Origin of the sequence: Synechococcus sp. OH2, from assembly GCF_047462155.1 — a bacterium.
Lineage (GTDB): Bacteria > Cyanobacteriota > Cyanobacteriia > Thermostichales > Thermostichaceae > Thermostichus.
Window position 1 is genome coordinate 8048 of the sequence record NZ_JANSIR010000101.1, and the last position, 1468, is coordinate 9515.

The 1468-nt window shown below is 61.2% G+C and carries 2 protein-coding genes and 1 pseudogene; all 3 read left to right on the forward strand.

What is annotated here, in order from left to right; all coding sequences use genetic code 11:
- A pseudogene (gene rpsN, locus NW835_RS09985) lies at positions 1-94 on the forward strand (30S ribosomal protein S14); the annotation flags it as partial.
- A gap of 251 nt (positions 95-345) precedes the next feature.
- Positions 346-978, forward strand: a complete 633-nt coding sequence (locus tag NW835_RS09990; RefSeq protein ID WP_414415215.1) for a ribonuclease D — start codon at positions 346-348, stop codon at positions 976-978.
- A 99-nt stretch (positions 979-1077) separates the two neighbouring features.
- A partial coding sequence (locus NW835_RS09995; RefSeq protein ID WP_414415197.1) for an ATP-binding cassette domain-containing protein occupies positions 1078-1468 on the forward strand: 391 nt, incomplete at its 3' end.

Here is a 1468-nt window from a genome sequence, read left to right on the forward strand (position 1 = left end):
CGGCTATTTCCGGGATTTTGGGCTCTGCCGCAACAGCTTGCGGGAAATGGCCCACCGCGGCCTGCTGCCGGGCGTGGTGAAAGCAAGCTGGTAGAGCCAAGCTTGCCAGCCGCTGATTACAACCCTTCCTTCAGGGGTGGCTTTGGGCTAAACTGAACGCGGAGCGTTGCGAGCGAAAACCGGCCTGCTGGCTGTCTCAGTCGAGGGGAGAGTACCTCCTGTCTCTGAGGGGGATGAGGCTTGCTCAGGGCTAGCTGGCCAGCAGCGCTTGTTGAGATGTCAACAACTCTTGTCTTCAGGTGAGGGAAGTATCTCAGCGGGGCGGCTGCTCCCGCCAAGTGAGGGATCCTTGTGGAGCCTTTCCAGATCTGCGACGAAGATCTCACCCCCGAAGTGGCAGAGGCGCTAGCCGGGGAAACCTTCCTGGCCGTGGACACCGAAACGATGGGCTTGATCCCGCAGCGGGACAGGCTCTGCGTCGTGCAAATGGCCAATGCTGCCGGCGAGGTGGTGCTGCTGCGGCTCAGCCGTGGCGTGAAGCAGGCCCCCCGTTTGGCGCGGCTGCTGACGGATCCCAACATCGAAAAGATCTTCCACTACGCCCGTTTTGACCTGGCCATGCTGCGCTACCACCTGGGGATCCAGGCCTGGCCGGTCTTTTGCACCAAGGTAGCCAGCAAGCTGGCCCGCACCTACACCAGTAAGCACAGCCTTAAAGACGTGGTGAGCGAGCTGTGCGGGGTGGAGCTAAACAAAGCCGCCCAAAGCTCCGACTGGGGAGCTGTCCAGTCCCTCTCGCCGGAGCAGTTGGCTTATGCGGCCAACGATGTCCGCTATTTGATCCCGGTGCGCCACAAGTTGGCCCAGATGTTACAGCGGGAGGAGCGCTGGGAGCTGGCGCAGCGCTGTTTTCAACACCTGCCCACCTTGGTGGAGCTGGATCTGCTGGGATATAGCAACGTCTTCGAGCACCAGTAGGCGGCAGCCCCGAAGAACCGGCCTTGCTGCTGGACGACAGAGTATTGGGCAGTACAGTTGGTTGCTCTCCTCTCTGGTGTAATGGGAAGGAGGCTGGCCGTGAAAACCACCGGAGTTGAGTCGATGTTGGAGTCGCAGCAGGTGGCCCAGAGCGGTGTCTCTCTTGGGCTCTTGGACAAGCCTATCCTGGAGCTGCGCCACGTCTCCCTGCAGTACCCCGGCAAGGGATCCCCGGTCACGATCATCCGCGACCTCAGCTTTTCGGTGGCCCACTCGGAGTTTGTCTCGATTGTGGGGCCGAGCGGCTGCGGCAAGACGTCTCTTTTGAAGATGATAGCCGGCCTCAACACCAACCACGGCGGCACCCTTTACTTTCGGTTGCAGCCCGTCACCGGCCCCCTCAAGAGGGTGGGCATGGCCTTCCAAAACCCGGTGCTGCTGCCCTGGCGCACTACCTTACAGAACGTGTTGCTGCCTCTGGAAGTGGTAG